Origin of the sequence: Burkholderia sp. MS455 (assembly GCF_016899445.1) — a bacterium.
In the GTDB taxonomy this organism is placed as follows: Bacteria; Pseudomonadota; Gammaproteobacteria; order Burkholderiales; family Burkholderiaceae; genus Burkholderia; species Burkholderia pyrrocinia_C.
Window position 1 is genome coordinate 2,889,369 of record NZ_CP041779.1, and the last position, 16,773, is coordinate 2,906,141.

Consider the following 16,773-nt stretch of genomic DNA (forward strand, 5'->3'; position numbering starts at 1 on the left):
CCGGGTTAGAGTTCCGGACAATCCGGACGCTGGCGTCCGCAATCGGGAACTTGCATGGAAAATCTCGGCGGTTTCGTCGTGTTCGTTCAGGTCGCGGAAACGCGCAGTTTCGTCGCGGCCGGCCGCGCGCTCGGGCTGTCGGCGTCGGCGATCGGCAAGCGCATCGCGCGGCTCGAGGCGCGCCTGAACGTACGGCTGTTTCACCGCAGCACGCGCAGCATCACGCTGACGGCCGAAGGCACGCGGTTTCTCGAACGGTGCCGGCGCGTGATCGCCGAGATAGAAGCTGCCGAACAGGAACTGACGCACAGCGCCGAAGCGCCGCGCGGACGCCTGCGCGTGAGCCTGCCGACGATCGGCACGCTGCTGCTGCCGGTGCTCGCCGATTTCATGGCCGAGTACCCGGAAATCGAACTCGATATCGATTTCAGCGACCGGCTCGTCGACGTCGTCGAGGAAGGGTTCGACGCGGTGCTGCGCACTGGCCGGCCGTCGGATTCACGGCTGTCGTCGCGGCTGCTCCGCCATTTCCGCCAGCACCTCGTCGCGTCGCCCGACTACCTCGCCCGGCACGGCACGCCGCGCACACCGGTCGATCTCGCGCTGCACCGCTGCCTGCACTACCGCTTTCCGAGCAGCGGCAAGCTCGAAACCTGGCCGCTGCGCGTGCCGCGCTCGGGCACGCCGCCCGAAGTGCCCGTCTCGATGGTCAGCAACAGCGCGGAAGCGCGCCTGCGCTTCACGCTGCGCGGGCTCGGCATTGCGTGTCTGCCCGAGTTCTTCGTGCGCGGCGCGCTCGACGACGGCACGCTGTGCGCGGTGCTCGACGAACACGTCGCGAGTTGCACGCCGATCTACGTGCTGTGGCCGTCGGGCCGCCATCCGACGCCGAAGCTGCGCGCGTTCGTCGACTTCATGGCCGCAAACCTGCGCTTCTGACCGATCACGGCCGTCACGCGGCCTTCGCGTGCACGCCGAGCCGGCGAAACGCCTGCCCGTGCTCGTCGAACAGATGGCAGTGCTCGGCCTGCGCGTGCACGTGCAGCGCCTCGCCGGTGCGATACGTGTCGAGCGGCGGAATCCGCGCGATCAGCCCGTCCGGAGCGACCGCCGACTCCGCGTACAGATACGCGGCATCGCCGAGCGACTCGACGGCCATCGTGCGCGCGGCGACGCCCGCAGCCGCCGTGCCTACCAGCAGATGCTCGGGCCGCACGCCGACCGTCACCGCGGCGCCACGCTGCAGCCCGGCTGCTTCGACCGCGACGTGCTGCGTCTCGCCGCTGTCGAAGCGCACGAGCACACCGCCCGCGTCGACCGATTCGACCGCACCCTTCAGGAAGTTCATCTTCGGCGAGCCGATGAAGCCCGCGACGAACTGGTTCGCCGGCGCGTGGTACAGCGCGTTCGGCGTGCCGACCTGCTGCACCGCGCCGCCCGACAGCACGACGATCTTGTCCGCGAGCGTCATCGCCTCGACCTGGTCGTGCGTCACGTAGATCATCGTCGTCTTCAGTTCGTCGTGCAGCCGCGCGAACTCCAGCCGCATCTTCACGCGCAGCGCAGCGTCGAGGTTCGACAGCGGCTCGTCGAACAGGAACACCTTCGGCTTGCGCGTAATCGCGCGGCCGATCGCGACGCGCTGCCGCTGGCCGCCCGACAGCTGCTTCGGCTTGCGATCGAGCAGATGATCGATGTGCAGGATCTTCGCGGCCTGCTTCACGGCCTGGTCGATCTCCGGCTTCTTCGCGCCCGCGAGCTTGAGGCCGAACGCCATGTTGTCGTACAGCGTCATGTGCGGGTACAGCGCATACGACTGGAACACCATCGCGATGCCGCGCTTCGCGCTCGGCACGTCGTTGACCTTCGCGCCGTCGATCAGCAGGTCGCCGCTCGAAATATCCTCGAGGCCCGCGATCATCCGCATCAGCGTGGATTTGCCGCAGCCGCTCGGGCCGACGAACACGACGAATTCGCCGTCGGCGATGTCGAGGTTCACGTTGCGCAGCACTTCGGTTTCGTCGTAGCGCTTCGCGATATTGCGCAGGAGCACGCTTGCCATGATCTGTCTCCGTTCGTTCGTGATGCGCCGCGTGGTACGCGGCGCGCAATCGTTGCTAGTTCGGCAGCACCGCGCCCGTCGCCTGCCAGCGCGCGACGTAGCCGGGCAGCTCGTGCATGTCGTCGAATACGTGGCGCGCGCCGATGCCGCGCAGCGCGTCGATCTGCGCGGCCGACGCATGCCCGCCGCCGACGAAGCCGAGCACGGTCATGCCGGCCGCGGCCGCCGCGGTGATACCGGTCACGCTGTCCTCGACGACGAGGCACTGCGCGGGCGCGACGCCGAGCGTGCGCGCGGCCGCGAGATACACGTCCGGCGCCGGCTTCGGCCGCGCGACCGAATCCGCGCAGAACAGCCGTTCGCCGAAGAAGCGCGCGAGGCCCGTGCGCGCAAGCGCCGCCTCGACGTATGCGCGGTAGCTGTTGCTCGCGCAGGCCGTCGTCAACTGAATTGCGCCGAGCGCCGCGTCGATGCCGTCGACCATCGGCGCATTGACGGCGGCCGCCTCGACCGCGCGGCGGATCGCGTCGACGTCGTCGGCCGACAGCGTGCGTCCGACGGCGTCGCCCGCACCCGCCAGCACGCGCTCGATGCGCAGCCCGAGCAGCGGCATCACGGCCGGACGCGCATCGACGCCCGGCCAGCGCATGTCGAGTTCGCGAACGATCACGTCGGCGGCGACGGCCTCGCTGTCGATCAGCACGCCGTCGCAATCGCAGATCAGCACGTTCGCACGTTCGCCGGCCGCGCTCACTTGACCGCTCCGAACGTGAGCCCGCGCACGAGCTGCTTCTGCGACAGCCAGCCGACGATCAGGATCGGCGCGACCGCGAGCAGCGACGCCGCGGACAGCTTCGCCCAGAACAGCCCCTCGGGGCTCGAGTACGACGCGATGAACACGGTCAGCGGCGCCGCGTTCGAGCTCGACAGGTTGATGCTCCAGAACGCCTCGTTCCACGACAGGATCACGAGCAGCAGCGCGGTCGACGCAAGCCCCGGCAACGCCATCGGCATCAGCAGGTAGACGATCTCCTGCCACGTCGACGCGCCGTCGATGCGACCGGCCTCCAGGATGTCCTTCGGGATCTCGTTGAAGTACGTGAAGGTCATCCACACCGCGATCGGCAGGTTGATCAGCGTGTAGACGATCACGAGGCCCGACACCGTGTCGAGCAGCCCCGCGTTCTTCCACAGCAGGTAGATCGGCACGAGCACGCCGACCGACGGCATCATCTTCGTCGACAGCATCCACAGCAGCACCTTCTGCGTGCGGCGGTTCGGGAAGAACGCCATCGCATAGGCGGCCGGCACCGCGAACAGCAGCGAGATCACCGTGACGCCCGCCGAGATCAGCACCGAATTCCACGCGAACGAGAAGTAGTTGCTGCGCGCGAACACCTCGCGGAAACTGTCGAGCGTCGGCATGAAGAACAGCGACGATGCGTATGCCTGCTGTTCGGTCTTGAACGCGGTGATCGCCATCCAGAAGATCGGGAAGAACAGCAGCAGCGCGATCAGCCACGCAAGCGCGCCGGGCAGCGCGCGCCGCACGAGGTCGAACACGGCCGGCGCGCGCCGGCCTTCGAAGGTCAGGTCGCTCATTTCTCGTACTCCCCCTTCAGGTTGCGCGCGAGCATCCGCACGAGGAAGAACGACACGACGTTCGCGACCACGACGGCGATGATGCCGCCCGCGGACGCGAGGCCGACGTCGAACTGCTGCAGGCCGAGCGCATAGATCAGGTAAGACAGGTTGGTGGTCGCGTCGCCGGGGCCGCCGCCGGTCGTCGTGTAGATCTCCGCGAAGATCGACAGCAGGAAAATCGTCTCCATCATCACGACCACGGCGATCGCGCGCTTCAGGTGCGGCAGCGTGATGTAGAAGAACATCGCGATCGGGCCCGCGCCGTCGATGCGCGCGGCTTCCTTCTGTTCCTGGTCGAGCGACTGGATCGCGGTGAACAGGATCAGGAACGCGAACGGCAGCCATTGCCATGCGACGATGATGATCACGGCGGTGAGCGGGTAATCGGCGAACCAGTCGATCGGCGTCATCCCGAACGCGCGCATCGCGTTCGCGACGAGCCCGTACACCGGGTGCAGGATCATGTTCTTCCAGATCAGCGCGGATACCGTCGGCATCACGAAGAACGGCGCGATCGCGAGCAGCCGCGCGATGCCCTGCCCGTAGAACTTGCGGTCGAACAGCACGGCCATCAGCACGCCGCCGACCACCGTGATCGCGAGCACCGCGCCGATCAGCACGAGCGTGTGCCAGATCGCCGGCAGGAACGACGGATCGGTCGCGAGGAAGCGGTAGTTGTCGAGCCCCGCGAAACCCTTCACGTCCGGGTTCAGCAGGTTGTAGCGCGAGAACGAATACCAGATCGTCATCGCGAGCGGAATCGACATCCACAGCAGCAGCACCGCGACGGACGGCGAGACGAGCCAGCTCGCGCCGCCGCGCGCGCGGCGCGGCGCGCCTGGCGGCAACGACGCGTCGCCGACCGACGGCGCGTGACTCAGGGGAAGACGCAGGTGACGCATGATCGGGGTCCCTCCGGTTGATGCGCGGGCGCGAACGGCCTGCCCGCCTTTCGGCTTCGCCGGCCCGCGCCGCGCGCGACGGCGCACGGCGCGGGCCACGCGACTGCTTGCGCGTTACTTCTTGTAGCCGGCCTGCCGTACCGCGCGGTCGGCGGCGGCCTGCCCGGCGGCGAGCGCCTGGTCGACCGTCATCTGCCCTGCAACCGCGCCCGCGATCGACTGGCCGACCACCGTGCCGAACGACTGGAATTCAGGAATCCCGACGTACTGCACGCCCGTGTACGGCACCTTCTTCAGCGACGGATCGTTCGGGTCGGCCGTCTCGATCGCCTTCAGCACGAAGTCCGAGAACGGCGCGGCGGCCTTGTACTCGGGGCGCTGATAGGTCGACGCGCGCGTGCCCGGCGGCACCGACGCCCAGCCCTCGTCCTTGCCGACCATCTCGATGTACTGCCTCGACGTCGCCCACGCGATGAACTTGCGCGCGGCGTCCTGCTGCTTCGACGTCTTCGGCACGGCCAGCGCCCACGCCCACAGCCAGTGCGAGCCCTTCGGCGTGGCGGCGACCGGCGCGGCCGCGAAGCCGATCTTGTCGGCCACCTGCGACTGCTGCTTGTTGTAGAGCATCCCGGCCGCGACCGTCGCGTCGATCCACATCGCGCACTTGCCCGACGCGGTCAGCGTCAGGTTCTCATTGAAGCCGTTCGAGCTCGCTCCCGGCGGGCCGTCCTTCTTCAGCAGGTTCACGTAGAACGTGATCGCCTTCTTCCATTCGGGCGACGTGAGCTGCGCGTTCCAGTTCTCGTCGAACCAGCGCCCGCCGAACGTGTTCACGACCGTCGACACGAACGCCATGTTCTCGCCCCAGCCGGCCTTGCCGCGCAGGCAGATCCCGTAGGTGCCCTTCGACTTGTCGGTGAGCTTGTCCGCGAACTCGGCGATCTGGTCGTAGGTCGGCTGGTCGGGCATCTTCAGCCCCTTCGCCGCGAACAGGTCCTTGCGGTAGAACGTCATCGAGCTTTCGACGTAGAACGGCAGCGCATAGAGCTGGCCGTTGTACGACAGGCTGTCGCGCGCGGTCTTCACGATGTCGTTCAGGTCGTAGTCGGCGGGCAGGCCCGTGATCGGCGCGAGCCAGCCGCGCTTGCCCCATTGCGGCGTCTCGTAGGTGCCGATCGCCATCACGTCGAACTGGCCGCTGCCGGTCGTGATGTCGGTCGTCGCGCGCTGGCGCAGCACGTTTTCCTCGAGGATCACCCAGTTCAGCTTGATGTCGGGGTTCGCCCTCTCGAATGCCGGCGACAGCTTCTTCAGCTCGATCATGTCGGGGTTGTTCAGCGTCGCGATCGTCAGCGTGCCGGCGGACGCGGCGCAGGCGGCCGTCGCGAGCGCGGCTCCGGCGAAGCAGCGTGCGGCGGCGTCGAGCATCTTTCGTTGCATGGCATGTCTCCTGTGATTGTTCGATGTGTCGTCGGTCTTGCGTTTCCTTCGCGGCCCGTCACGCCGGCCGCTGCATTCCGCACGCGCGCGCATAGTGCGCGATCACGTCGCGTATCCGGTGGCGCACCCACGCGCGCGGCTCCTTCGCGAGCCCGCCCGCGCGGCACGCCGCGTAGACATCCGGCAGCCACTGCGCGACGAGCGTCTCGGGCACCGGCTGCCGCGCGAGATTGCCGAACAGCTGCTCGACCGCGGCCGCGACGGCCGGCTGCAGCCAGTAGTAGCGAATCCGGTCGCTGTAGCTGAACTGCCGCGCGAGCCGCTGCTCGGTTTCGTCGCCGCGGTAGTACGGCGCCCAGTGCTCGGGCTGCGCGCGCATCGCGGCATCGACGACGTCGCGCAACCGCGAGCGCTGCGCGACGTCGTCGATCAGCGCATCCTCGATGAACGTCAATGCGAACAGCGCCTCGCGCAGCGCGAACGTCAGCGCGGGGCCGACCTTCAGCACCGCGAAGTGGTCGCGCACGAGCGCGGCGAGCGCGCCCTCGGTCTGGTAATCGGTCGAATGCGCCTCGAACACGAGGCGCGGTGTATGCAGGATACTCGCGCCGAGTGACGCTGCCTTGGCACTGTCGTAGTCGAGCACGTGGCGATCGTCGAAGTCGACACCCGGCTGCGCGACGATCGCGACGACGCGCGTCCACGCGTCGTCGAGCCCGGCCGCCGCGAATGCGCTGCGGTGCGCGTCGAGCGTCGCCGCGATGCTGTCGCTGCGCGTGACCGAGATCCGCGCGATCGCCGCGCCGTTCGCATCGCCCGGATTGCCGCTGACTTCGCCGCCCGGCGTCGGCACCTCGGTGCCGATCACGTAGACGGGCGCGACACCGGTGCGCGCCGCCGCGTGTTCCGCCACGCGGCACAGCTCGGCCGCGCGCGCGGCGATCGTGCGGTCGTCGAGCCGTGCCGGATCGTCCGCGCACGCCATGCTCGCATCGAGGTGGATCTTTTCGAAACCGGCTTCGATATACGCGGCGACCATCGCGCCGGCCTCGCGCATCGCATCGGCCGCGCGGCGATGCCGCCACGGGTTCGGGCCGAGATGGTCGCCGCCGAGCACGAGCGCCGACGGCGCGAGCCCGCAGCGCGCGGCGATCGCATCGACGTCGCGGCGGAAATCGGCGGGCGTCATGCCCGTATAGCCGCCGAGATGGTTCACCTGGTTGCAGGTCGCCTCGATCAACAGCGGCGAGCCGTCCGCGCGCGCGGCTTCGCACGCGGCCTCCAGCACCAGCCGGTGCGCGCTGCAGATCGAATAGATGCCACGCTGCGCGTCCGCGCGGTTCGCGTCGAAGATCATCCGCAGCACGGCGCCTGCATCCGCGGTGCGCGGGCGTTCCGCGACGGTCGTCAGGCCGGGCATGCCACACCTCGTTCGGTCAGGAAGCGGTCGATCTCGGCCGCGCTGCTGTTGCCTTCCATCGGGCCGCGCCGCGTGACCGCGATCGCGCCTGCCGCGTTCGCGCGGCGCAGTGCGACCTCGATCGGCACGCCCGCGACAAGGCTCGCGACCAGCGTGCCGCCGAAGCAGTCGCCGGCGCCGGTCGGGTCGATTTCGTCGACCGGAAACGCCGGCGCTTCGGCACGGCTCGCGCGGTCGAACGCGACGCTGCCCGCGGCGCCGCGCTTCAGCACGACGCGCTCGAGCAGCGGATGCGTCGCGAGCAGGCCCGCAATCGCGCGCTCGGCCGGCTGCGGCCCGCAGAAGAACGGCAGGTCGGCTTCGCTCGGCAGGAACAGGTGGCAGGCGGCGAGCATCTCGTCGAGCGCCGCGCGCATCGGGCGGAAGCTCAGCATCTCGGGGCGCACGTTCGGATCGAACGATACCTTCGCGCCGGCGCGCGCGGCCTCGATCACGCCGCGCTGGACTGCCGCGATCGCCGATTCGCTCGTCAGCGACGAGCCCATCACGTGGAAATAACGACAGCCGTCGAACATCGCCGTATCGACGTCGGATGCATCGACGCACGCGGCTGCGCTGGTGGAAAGACTGAAGACGAAGCTGCGCGAACCGTCGTCGCGATACGCGACGAACGCGGTGCCGGTCGGGCGCGCGACGCGGCGGATGCGCGCGACATCGACACCGTCGCGTTCGAGCCGCGCGACGATCGCGTCGCCGAACGCGTCGCGGCCGACGCAGCCCGCATACGCGACGCGCGCGCCGAGCCGTGCGGCCTGATCGGCAAAGATCGCGGGCGCGCCGCTCGGAAACGGTCCGGCGAACAGGCCCGGTGTATCGAAACCCTGGCCGCGCTCGGCGGCGACGAATTCGGCGAGCAGTTCGCCGGCGACGACGATCGCGGCCATCAGGCGTGCCCTCCTCGTCCGAAGGCGGCCGCGGCGTGCGGCATTGCCGCGTCGTCGAAGGCCGGCAGGCAGGTTGCGCGTGCGAGCGTCGCCACGTCAGCTCATCCAGTTACCGCCGTCGACGTTCAACGTCTGGGCGGTGATGTAATCGGCGTCGGCCGACGCGAGGAACAGCGCGGCACCCGTCAGGTCGCCCGGCACGCCCATGCGGCCGAGCGGCACGGCTTTGCCGACCAGCCGCTTCTTCTCGCCGAGCGGCCGGTTCTCGTAGCGCGCGAACAGCGCGTCGACCTGCTCCCACATCGGCGTGTCGACGACGCCCGGCGCGATCCCGTTCACGTTGATCCGGTGCGGCGCGAGCGCGAGCGCGGCCGACTGCGTATAGCTGATCACCGCGGCCTTGGTCGCGCAGTAGTGCGAAACGAGTGCCTCGCCACGACGGCCGGCCTGCGACGACATGTTGACGATCTTGCCGCCGCGCCCCTGCTCGACCATCCGCTGCGCGACGGCCTGCATCAGGAAGAACAGCCCTTTCACGTTGACCGCGAACAGCCGGTCGAACACGTCCCACGATTCGTCGAGGATCGGGCGCATGTCGAACAGCGCCGCGTTGTTGAACAGGATGTCGACGCCGCCGAAGCGCTCGACGGCGGTGGCGACGATCCGCTCGATATCGTCGCGGCGCGTGACGTCCGCGGTGACGGCCACCGCGCGGCCGGGGTTCGCTTCGATGAGCCTCGCAAGCGAGCCGCCTGCCGGCTTCACGTCGACGAGCACGCAACGCGCGCCCTCGTCCAGATAGCGTTGCGCGACCGCCTCGCCGATGCCGCTTGCGGCGCCCGTCAGGATCGCGACCTTGTCTTCCAGTCTCACTGGCTGTCTCCGGTTCGTTCTGCTGTACGACGGTCGCGAGGTGAGCGAACGCTCGCAGACCGATCAATTGCTCTGTTATTGATCGAATGATCGGATACGCGATTCGCGCTGTCAAGGCAACGTGACGGCTTTCTATGACGCGCTGCGGCACGACAGCGCATCGCGCCGGCCCGTGGCGCACGCCCGGCAAGGCGCGGAGCGCGCGGTGCGGTGCGGCCGGATAGGCAATGAAGGGGACGGAGCGTGGACGGAATGGGGAATTCGCGCTGCACGGCGCGGCGATACGTTATATCATCGCCATACTCTGTTTGACTGCCTGCTTCACGCCATGGCCACCTCATCGTCCATTGACGCCCGGCTGTCCCGGGCCGACGCATTCGCCGCCGAGCACGGGCTCGCGTGGACGCCGCTGCGCCGCCAGGTCTACGAACGCGTGCTGGCCGCGCAACGTCCGATCGGCGCGTACGACCTGCTCGCCGAACTCGAACCGCAGCGCGGCCGCGTGCCGCCCACGACCGTCTATCGCGCGCTGGATTTCCTCGTCGAGCACGGTTTCATCCACCGGATCGAATCGAAGAACGCGTTCTTCGCGTGCTGCGAGATCGGCGTACCGCACGAAGGCCAGTTCCTGATCTGCGATTCGTGCGGCGACACCGTCGAGATTCCCGGCGGCGACCTCGCGAAGCAGTTGTCCGCGAGCGAGCCGGCGCACGGTTTCGAAGTCCACCACCAGGTCGTCGAGCTGAGCGGCCTGTGCGGGCACTGCAAGCGCAAGCCCGCACAACGCTGACGCCGCATCGCGCGGCGCATGCGCCGCCTTTCCAACGAGGAGTTTCATGTCCATTGCCTTGAAGCGCGCGCCGCGGCGCGCCCTGTCGCCTGTCCGCTGGCTTGCCGCCGCTGCCGCCGCGCTGTCGCTCGCGACGCCCGCGTTCGCGCAGGCCGCGACCGTCAACGTCGTCGCCGCCGAGAATTTCTATGGCGATGTCGCGTCGCAGATCGGCGGCCGCCACGTCGCGGTAACCAGCATCCTCAGCAATCCCGAACAGGATCCGCACCTGTTCGAAGCAAGCCCGAAGACCGCCCGCGCGCTCCAGCACGCGCAGGTCGTGATCTACAACGGCGCCGACTACGATCCGTGGATGGGCAAGCTGCTCGGCGCATCGAAGCAGGCGAAGCGCGCGACGATCGTCGTCGCCGATCTCGTCGGCAAGAAGGCCGGCGACAACCCGCACCTGTGGTACGACCCGGCGACGATGCCGGCCGCCGCGCGCGCGATCGCGGCCGAGTTCGGCCGCGCCGACCCGGCGAACAAGGCCGACTACGACGCGAACCTGCAGAAGTTCGTCGCGTCGCTGAAGCCCGTCGACGACAAGATCGCCGCGCTGCGCGCGCAGTACAAGGGCGTGCCGGTGACGGCCACCGAGCCCGTATTCGGCTACATGTCCGACGCGATCGGGCTCGACATGCGCAACCAGCGCTTCCAGCTCGCGACGATGAACGACACCGAGGCGAGCGCGCAGGACGTCGCCGCGTTCGAGAACGACCTGCGCAAGAAGCAGGTGCGCGTGCTGATCTACAACAGCCAGGCCGAAGCGCCGATGACCAAGCGGATGCTGAAGATCGCGCGCGACGGCGGCGTGCCGAGCGTCAGCGTCACCGAGACGCAGCCGGCCGGCAAGACCTTCCAGCAATGGATGGCCGGCCAGCTCGATGCGCTCTCCAGCGCGCTTTCGGCCGGCAAGAAATAAGCGACTGCAACGACATGACCGCCACTCCCCACGCACTCGCAGTCGATCGCGTCACGCTCGAACTGGGCGGACGCACGATCCTGCGCGACGTCAGCTTCTCGATCGAACCCGGCGAATTCGTCGGCGTGCTCGGGCCGAACGGCGCGGGCAAGACGACGCTGATGCGCGCCGTGCTCGGCCTCGTGCCCGTCTCGGCCGGCACGCTGTCCGTCGGCGGCGTGCCGGTCGTGCGCGGCAACGCGTCGATCGGCTACATGCCGCAGATCAGGAGCGGCCTCGCGAACCGCCGGATGCGCGGCTACGACTTCGTCGCGATGGCCGCCGACGGCCACCGCTGGGGGCTGCCGCGCACCAACGCGGCGACGCGCCGCGAGGTCGACCGCGTGCTTGACCTCGTCGGCGGCCCGACGCTCGCGCGCCGGCCGCTGTCGGAGCTGTCGGGCGGCGAGCGGCAGCGCCTGCTGCTCGCGCAGTGCCTGCTCGGCAACCCGAAGCTGCTGCTGCTCGACGAGCCGCTGATCAGCCTCGACCCGAACCACCAGCGCGGCGTGGTCGAACTCGTGCGCAACGTGCAGCGCGAGCTCGGCATCACCGTGCTGTTCTCCGCGCACGAACTGAATCCGCTGCTGAACGCGCTCGACCGCGTGCTGTATCTCGGCAACGGCGTCGCGGCGCTCGGCACCGTCGACGAGGTGATCACGAAGCCCGTGCTGTCGCGGCTCTACGGATCGCCGATCGACGTGATGCGCGTGAACGGCAAGATCTTCGTGATGTCGGGCGACGTCGAGATCGAGAAGCACGACCACGAACACGAGGACGACGACGGCCACTCGAACGGCGGCGGCGGACACGGCCATCACCACCACGGACACGCTCATCCCGGGCATTCGCACGATGTTTGAATACGACTTCATGATCAACGCCTTCGCGGCGTCGGGCATCGTCGCGGTGCTCGCGGGCATCGTCGGCTACTTCCTGGTGCTGCGCGGGCAGACCTTCGCCGGCCATGCGCTGTCGCACGTCGGCTTCACCGGCGCGACGGGAGCGGTGCTGCTCGGCATCTCGCCGATCTGGGGGATGGTCGGCTTCACGCTCGCAGCCGGGATCGGGATGGGCGCGCTCGGCGAACGGCTCGCGGGCCGCGACGTCGCGATCGGCGTGATCCTTTCGGGCGCGCTCGGCTTCGGCCTGCTGTTCCTGCATTTCTATACGTCGTTCGCGACGCAGGTTACCGCACTGCTGTTCGGCAACGTGCTCGCGGTCAGCCACGACACGCTCGCGGTGCTGGCCGGCATCGGCGCGGTGAGCCTGATCGCGCTCGCGCTGATCGCGCGGCCGCTGCTGTTCGCGTCGCTGCAGCCCGAACTGGCCGAAGCCAAGGGCGTGTCGCTGCGCACGGTGTCGATGCTGTTCCTCGCGGTGTGCGCGCTCGCGGTGGCCGCCGCGACGCAGATCGTCGGCGTGCTGCTCGTGTTCACGCTGCTGGTCGGGCCGGCCGCGGCCGCGCAGAACGTGTCGACGCGGCTGTCGACGGGCGTGCTGCTCGCCGCGCTGTTCGCGCTGTTCGAAGCGTGGGCCGGCATCACGCTCGCCTATCACACCGACTGGCCGACGAGCTTCTGGATTACCGCGCTGTCGGCGCTCGTGTACGGCGCGAGCCTGTTGCGGCGCCACTGATCGCCGCCCGATGCCAATCAAAACGCCGGCGTGCCCGAGGGCAGCGCCGGCGTTTTTTTATGCGCCCGCAATCGCGTGCGGCGATGCGTGCTTTACCTGCTGCGCTCCCCGTTCATCGTGCGAGCGCGCGCGCGTGATGCGCGATGTGATCGGCGATGAACGTCGAGATGAAGTAGTACCCGTGGTCGTAGCCCGGATGGCGGCGCAGCGTCAGCGGCTGGCCGGCCTTCGCGCACGCGGCTTCGAACACGTCGGGGTTCAGCTGGTTCGCGAGGAATTGATCGGCGAGACCCTGGTCGATCAGAATGCCGTCCGCGAACTTCGGCACATCCGCACGCGCGACGAGTTCGCTCGCGTCGTGTGCCTTCCACGCGTCGCGATCGTCGCCGAGATAACCCGAGAATGCCTTCTCGCCCCACGGGCAGCGCGTCGGCGCGGCGATCGGCGCGAACGCCGACACCGACCGGTACAGGCCGGGATGACGCAGCGCGAGCGTCAGCGCGCCGTGCCCGCCCATCGAGTGCCCGAAGATCCCGAGCCGCGCGCCGTCGATCGGCAGCTCGGCCGCGACGAGCTCGCGCAGCTCGCCCGTCACGTACGACTCCATCCGGTAATGCGTGGACCACGGCGCTTCGGTCGCATCGACGTAGAAGCCCGCGCCGACGCCGAAGTCCCACGCATCGGTCTCGCCCGGCACGCCCGCGCCGCGCGGGCTCGTGTCGGGCATCACGAGCGCGACGCCGTGCTGCGCCGCGTATTGCTGCGCGCCGGCCTTGATCGCGAACGTCTCGTCGGTGCAGGTCAGCCCCGCGAGGTAGAACAGCGCCGGCACGCGGCCGTGCGCGGCCTGCGGCGGCAGGTACACCGAGAACTTCATCGGCAGGCCGATCGCCGTCGAATCGTGGCGATAGAAGCGCTGCTCGCCGCCGTGGCACGCATGCGAGGAAACGAGTTCGAGCATCGCGGTGCGCTCCCGGTCAGTACAGCACGACCGAGCGGATCGACTCGCCGGCCTTCATCAGGTCGAAGCCTTCGTTGATCCGCTCGAGCGGCAGCGTGTGCGTGATCAGGTCGTCGATGTTGATCTTGCCTTCCATGTACCAGTCGACGATCTTCGGCACGTCGGTGCGGCCGCGCGCGCCGCCGAACGCCGAACCCTTCCATTCGCGGCCCGTCACGAGCTGGAACGGACGCGTGCTGATTTCCTCGCCGGCCGCCGCCACGCCGATGATGAACGACTGGCCCCAGCCCTTGTGCGTGCACTCGAGCGCCTGGCGCATCAGCTTCACGTTGCCGACGCATTCGAACGAGTAGTCGGCGCCGCCGTCGGTCAGCTGCACGATGTGGTCGACCACGTTCTCGACTTCGTTCGGGTTGATGAAGTGCGTCATCCCGAACTTCTTCGCGAGCTCGACGCGCTTCGGGTTGATGTCGACGCCGATGATCTTGTCCGCGCCGACCATCTTCGCGCCCTGGATCACGTTCAGGCCGATCCCGCCGAGGCCGAACACGACGACGTTCGCGCCCGCCTCGACCTTCGCCGAGTAGACGACCGCGCCGACGCCGGTCGTCACGCCGCAGCCGATGTAGCAGATCTTGTCGAACGGCGCGTCCTCGCGCACCTTCGCGACCGCGATCTCCGGCACGACGATGTAGTTCGAGAACGTCGACGTGCCCATGTAGTGGAACAGCGGCTTGCCGTCGAGCGAGAAGCGCGACGTCGCGTCGGGCATCAGGCCCTTGCCCTGCGTCGCGCGGATCTTCTGGCACAGGTTGGTCTTGCGCGACAGGCAGAACTTGCACTCGCGGCATTCCGGCGTGTAGAGCGGAATCACGTGGTCGCCCTTGCGCACGGTGCCGACGCCGGGGCCGACGTCGACCACGACGCCCGCGCCTTCATGGCCGAGGATCGCCGGGAAGATCCCTTCCGGATCGGCACCCGACAGCGTGTAGTAGTCGGTGTGGCAGATGCCCGTCGCCTTCACTTCGATCAGCACTTCACCTGCGCGCGGCCCTTCGAGATCGACTTCCTCGATCGTCAGCGGCGCACCCGCCTTCCATGCAATCGCGGCTTTCGTTTTCATCGTGTCACTCCTGTCTGTCAATTAGGTTGCCCCGGGGCGGCGCTTCGGCGCTTACGCAGGTCGCATTCGCACCGGGCCCCGTTCAAAGCTGTCGAAACCATGCCGCGCGACATCGCGCGCGACACGGAAAAAGCATCTCGTGCTCGCCATGATGGCCGGTCCCGCCGCACACCGCGAGCGGGAAACGGTCGCCGGCTTGCCACGATGCGTCATCGCTGACGCAAAAGAACAAGTGTCCGAGTTTAAACGCCCGTCATGAACCATGCATCCGTGCGCGCATACAGATCGATGAAGCGTGCGTGGCGCGCGGCCAGCAGGCGGTCGTCGCGCGGCGCGGCGACCGGCGACGCGGCCGGCGCCAGCGCGTGCAACGCATCTTCCCGCCAGTGTCCGATCGCAACGCCCGCGAGCAGCGCGGCGCCGCGCGTCGCGGCGTTCGGGCAATCGATCGCGTGCAGCGACGCGCCGAGCGCGTCGGCGAGCAACTGGCGCCAGCGCGGATCGACCGAGCCGCCGCCCGCGAGACGCAGCGTCGTCACCGGGTCGCGACGATCGGCATCGCGGATCGCATCGAGCCCCGCGCGCAACGCGAACGCGACGCCTTCGAACGCGGCGCGCATCATCGCGCCGCGCGTGTCGCCGAGCCCGAGACCGAGCCAGCCGCCGCGCGCATCGGGATTCATCCACGGCGAACGCTCGCCGGTCAGGTAGGGCAGGAAGCACAGCCGTTCCGACGCCGGCTGCGCGAACGCATCGTCATACGCGTCCACCCATCCCGAATAACCGAGCCAGCCGCGCACGGCTTCGAGCGCGAGCCCGACGTTCTGCATCGCGGCCATCGTGTAATAACCGCCGCCGGCCGCCGCGCGATAGCGATGCAGCCCGCGCCGCGCGGGCGGCAGCGCATCCGCGAGCACGACGATCTGGCCGCCGCTGCCCGTCGTCAGCAGCGCGTCGCCGGCCGCGGCGAGCCCGCTGCCGAGCGCCGCGCATGCGGTGTCGGCCGCGCCCGTCGCCAGCGGCACGCCGGCCGGCAGGCCGAGCGCCGCGGCCGCCTGCGCGCCGAGCGTACCGCTGCGCGCAGTCGACGCATGGACCGGCGCGAACCGGTCGGCCGGCAGGCCGAGCGCGTCGATCAAGGCCGTATCCCAGGCGCCGTCGGGCGTCGCGAGCGCGGTCGCGCACGCATCGCTCGGATCGGCTGCGACGTCGCCGCCGAGCGCGATGCGCAACCAGTCCTTCGGCTGCACGGCCCAGCGCGCAGCGCGCAGCGCATCGGGCTCGTGCGCGGCCAGCCAGCGCAACAGCGGGCCTGCCATGCCCGGCGCGACGGGGTTCGGGGCGACGGACATTCCGGCGACGGACCAATCGGACGCGTCCGCTTCGCGCACCGCGCGCGTGTCGGGCCACAGCAGCGCGGGCCGCACCGGCTGCCCGGCCGCGTCGATCAGCACGACGCCATGCATCTGGCCGGAGAAGCCGATCGCCGCGACCTGCGCGCGCTCGCCAGCCGGCAGCCGTGCGGCCGCGCGCACCAGCGCCTGCCACCACGCGTCGGGCGCGATCTCGGCCCAGCCGGGCCGCGGCGACGACAACGCATAGGGTTCGCTCGCAACCGCGCGTTCGACGCCATCGGCATCGAGCGTGACGAGTTTGACGGAGCCGGTGCCGAGGTCGATTCCGAGCAGGCGCATGACGTGACGGTGAATTCGAATGAACGGATGTCGATGATAACGGGATCCCGATACTCGCCCCGATTTTTGCCACCGCCGTGGGGCACCGGAAGCCGCGGTCGGCAGCCGGGTTTCGCCGGGCTGCACCTTGCGTGCAAAAGCGGCCGTTCGCGGGTTAACCCGGCGCGGTTTTCCGACACCCCTTTTTGCCACTATGCGGCCGCACCGATACACACCATAAAGCGGCCGATATTTGACATGGGGGCCGGCGCTATTTTGAAGGGCTATAAAACCGGGGAACCT

General features: G+C 69.0%; 16 protein-coding genes. 5 read left to right on the plus strand and 11 right to left on the minus strand.

Annotation, left to right across the window (positions count from 1 at the left end):
• Positions 1-54: 54 nt before the first annotated feature.
• On the plus strand, positions 55-939 hold the full coding sequence (locus FPJ27_RS32440) for a LysR family transcriptional regulator (RefSeq protein ID WP_204424324.1): 885 nt from the start codon (positions 55-57) through the stop codon (positions 937-939).
• Positions 940-952: 13 nt separating this feature from the next.
• Here the strand turns inward: FPJ27_RS32440 and ugpC are convergent, their stop codons facing one another.
• The 8 genes from ugpC to FPJ27_RS32480 form a co-directional block, all read right to left on the minus strand.
• Positions 953-2,062: a sn-glycerol-3-phosphate ABC transporter ATP-binding protein UgpC gene (gene ugpC / locus FPJ27_RS32445; RefSeq protein ID WP_204424326.1), complete on the minus strand. Its 1,110-nt coding sequence runs from the start codon at positions 2,060-2,062 to the stop codon at positions 953-955.
• 55 nt (positions 2,063-2,117) lie between these two features.
• Positions 2,118-2,816, minus strand: a complete 699-nt coding sequence (locus FPJ27_RS32450) for an HAD family phosphatase (RefSeq protein ID WP_204424328.1) — start codon at positions 2,814-2,816, stop codon at positions 2,118-2,120.
• Positions 2,813-3,664 carry a carbohydrate ABC transporter permease gene (locus FPJ27_RS32455; RefSeq protein WP_204424330.1) on the minus strand — a complete coding sequence of 284 codons (852 nt, stop codon included), beginning with the start codon at positions 3,662-3,664 and terminating at the stop codon, positions 2,813-2,815. Before FPJ27_RS32455 ends, FPJ27_RS32450 begins: the two co-directional genes overlap by 4 nt.
• Entirely contained in the window at positions 3,661-4,608 is a 948-nt protein-coding gene (locus FPJ27_RS32460) for a sugar ABC transporter permease (RefSeq protein ID WP_072442809.1), read from the minus strand. The genes FPJ27_RS32455 and FPJ27_RS32460 overlap by 4 nt, the downstream gene beginning before the upstream one ends.
• 114 nt (positions 4,609-4,722) lie before the next feature.
• Positions 4,723-6,048, minus strand: coding sequence for a sugar ABC transporter substrate-binding protein (locus tag FPJ27_RS32465; protein WP_204424333.1), 1,326 nt, complete (start codon positions 6,046-6,048; stop codon positions 4,723-4,725).
• 58 nt (positions 6,049-6,106) lie between these two features.
• Positions 6,107-7,468 carry a D-tagatose-bisphosphate aldolase, class II, non-catalytic subunit gene (locus FPJ27_RS32470; protein WP_204424335.1) on the minus strand — a complete coding sequence of 454 codons (1,362 nt, stop codon included), beginning with the start codon at positions 7,466-7,468 and terminating at the stop codon, positions 6,107-6,109.
• Positions 7,456-8,412 (minus strand): sugar kinase, encoded by a 957-nt coding sequence (locus tag FPJ27_RS32475; RefSeq protein ID WP_204424337.1) that lies wholly within the window; start codon positions 8,410-8,412, stop codon positions 7,456-7,458. Before FPJ27_RS32475 ends, FPJ27_RS32470 begins: the two co-directional genes overlap by 13 nt.
• 96 nt (positions 8,413-8,508) lie before the next feature.
• Positions 8,509-9,285, minus strand: coding sequence for an L-iditol 2-dehydrogenase (locus tag FPJ27_RS32480; protein ID WP_204424339.1), 777 nt, complete (start codon positions 9,283-9,285; stop codon positions 8,509-8,511).
• 328 nt (positions 9,286-9,613) lie between these two features.
• On the opposite strand from FPJ27_RS32480, the gene FPJ27_RS32485 reads away from it, so the two are divergent.
• Genes FPJ27_RS32485 through FPJ27_RS32500 form a run of 4 tightly spaced genes read left to right on the plus strand, consistent with a single transcriptional unit; the run spans position 9,614 to position 12,713 of the window.
• On the plus strand, positions 9,614-10,075 hold the full coding sequence (locus FPJ27_RS32485) for a Fur family transcriptional regulator (protein ID WP_011546084.1): 462 nt from the start codon (positions 9,614-9,616) through the stop codon (positions 10,073-10,075).
• A gap of 46 nt (positions 10,076-10,121) precedes the next feature.
• A complete protein-coding gene (locus tag FPJ27_RS32490) occupies positions 10,122-11,036 on the plus strand; it encodes a metal ABC transporter solute-binding protein (protein ID WP_204424341.1) in 915 nt (304 codons plus the stop codon).
• Positions 11,037-11,050: 14 nt separating this feature from the next.
• The gene (locus FPJ27_RS32495) at positions 11,051-11,938 is read left to right on the plus strand and encodes an ABC transporter ATP-binding protein (protein ID WP_204424343.1); all 888 of its coding nucleotides are present in this window, start codon (positions 11,051-11,053) and stop codon (positions 11,936-11,938) included.
• Complete coding sequence (locus tag FPJ27_RS32500; protein ID WP_174419802.1) at positions 11,931-12,713, plus strand: metal ABC transporter permease; 783 nt, start codon at positions 11,931-11,933, stop codon at positions 12,711-12,713. The genes FPJ27_RS32495 and FPJ27_RS32500 overlap by 8 nt, the downstream gene beginning before the upstream one ends.
• A gap of 112 nt (positions 12,714-12,825) precedes the next feature.
• Here FPJ27_RS32500 and fghA read toward each other — a convergent pair whose 3' ends face one another.
• From fghA to FPJ27_RS32515, 3 genes are all read right to left on the minus strand, one after another.
• On the minus strand, positions 12,826-13,674 hold the full coding sequence (gene fghA / locus FPJ27_RS32505; RefSeq protein ID WP_204424347.1) for an S-formylglutathione hydrolase: 849 nt from the start codon (positions 13,672-13,674) through the stop codon (positions 12,826-12,828).
• Positions 13,675-13,690: 16 nt separating this feature from the next.
• Positions 13,691-14,797: an S-(hydroxymethyl)glutathione dehydrogenase/class III alcohol dehydrogenase gene (locus FPJ27_RS32510; RefSeq protein WP_006483756.1), complete on the minus strand. Its 1,107-nt coding sequence runs from the start codon at positions 14,795-14,797 to the stop codon at positions 13,691-13,693.
• 242 nt (positions 14,798-15,039) lie between these two features.
• Entirely contained in the window at positions 15,040-16,491 is a 1,452-nt protein-coding gene (locus FPJ27_RS32515) for an FGGY family carbohydrate kinase (RefSeq protein WP_204424349.1), read from the minus strand.
• Positions 16,492-16,773: the final 282 nt, after the last annotated feature.

What these genes read in the sequence shown, in the direction of transcription:
- FPJ27_RS32440 (WP_204424324.1), top strand. Translation starts at nt 55, where the DNA reads ATGGAAAATCTCGGCGGTTTCGTCGTGTTCGTTCAGGTCGCGGAAACG.
- ugpC (WP_204424326.1), bottom strand. Translation starts at nt 2,062, where the DNA reads ATGGCAAGCGTGCTCCTGCGCAATATCGCGAAGCGCTACGACGAAACC.
- FPJ27_RS32455 (WP_204424330.1), bottom strand. Translation starts at nt 3,664, where the DNA reads ATGAGCGACCTGACCTTCGAAGGCCGGCGCGCGCCGGCCGTGTTCGAC.
- FPJ27_RS32460 (WP_072442809.1), bottom strand. Translation starts at nt 4,608, where the DNA reads ATGCGTCACCTGCGTCTTCCCCTGAGTCACGCGCCGTCGGTCGGCGAC.
- FPJ27_RS32465 (WP_204424333.1), bottom strand. Translation starts at nt 6,048, where the DNA reads ATGCAACGAAAGATGCTCGACGCCGCCGCACGCTGCTTCGCCGGAGCC.
- FPJ27_RS32470 (WP_204424335.1), bottom strand. Translation starts at nt 7,468, where the DNA reads ATGCCCGGCCTGACGACCGTCGCGGAACGCCCGCGCACCGCGGATGCA.
- FPJ27_RS32475 (WP_204424337.1), bottom strand. Translation starts at nt 8,412, where the DNA reads ATGGCCGCGATCGTCGTCGCCGGCGAACTGCTCGCCGAATTCGTCGCC.
- FPJ27_RS32485 (WP_011546084.1), top strand. Translation starts at nt 9,614, where the DNA reads ATGGCCACCTCATCGTCCATTGACGCCCGGCTGTCCCGGGCCGACGCA.
- FPJ27_RS32490 (WP_204424341.1), top strand. Translation starts at nt 10,122, where the DNA reads ATGTCCATTGCCTTGAAGCGCGCGCCGCGGCGCGCCCTGTCGCCTGTC.
- FPJ27_RS32495 (WP_204424343.1), top strand. Translation starts at nt 11,051, where the DNA reads ATGACCGCCACTCCCCACGCACTCGCAGTCGATCGCGTCACGCTCGAA.
- FPJ27_RS32500 (WP_174419802.1), top strand. Translation starts at nt 11,931, where the DNA reads ATGTTTGAATACGACTTCATGATCAACGCCTTCGCGGCGTCGGGCATC.
- fghA (WP_204424347.1), bottom strand. Translation starts at nt 13,674, where the DNA reads ATGCTCGAACTCGTTTCCTCGCATGCGTGCCACGGCGGCGAGCAGCGC.
- FPJ27_RS32510 (WP_006483756.1), bottom strand. Translation starts at nt 14,797, where the DNA reads ATGAAAACGAAAGCCGCGATTGCATGGAAGGCGGGTGCGCCGCTGACG.
- FPJ27_RS32515 (WP_204424349.1), bottom strand. Translation starts at nt 16,491, where the DNA reads ATGCGCCTGCTCGGAATCGACCTCGGCACCGGCTCCGTCAAACTCGTC.